Here is a 221-nt window from a genome sequence, read left to right as displayed (position 1 = left end):
AAAGCCGGCATACGAGCCCGCTCATTTCGTCTCGGGGGCTGGGAGATGTATAAAAGAGACAGGGCGGGATCCCCCCCCCCGCCAGTACAACGAACGCTTTCATAACCTGGAGCGTTGGCGCGACCGCTTGCTCAACGGCGACGACGACACCCTGGAAAAATTTGTCGTCGAATACCCCGACGCCGACCGCCAGCACCTGCGCCAGCTGATCCGTCAGGGCC

Annotated in this window: 1 pseudogene; it reads left to right on the top strand. The window is 62.0% G+C overall.

Going from position 1 to position 221, the window contains the following annotated elements:
* Window positions 1-67: 67 nt before the first annotated feature.
* A pseudogene (locus tag ACQ4LH_RS21310) lies at window positions 68-221 on the top strand (DUF615 domain-containing protein); the annotation flags it as partial.

Source organism: Pseudomonas peli, from assembly GCF_050563605.1.
In the GTDB taxonomy this organism is placed as follows: Bacteria; Pseudomonadota; Gammaproteobacteria; order Pseudomonadales; family Pseudomonadaceae; genus Aquipseudomonas; species Aquipseudomonas peli_A.
Note: the sequence above shows the minus strand (reverse complement) of the source record. Positions and strands in the feature narration are given on the sequence as shown.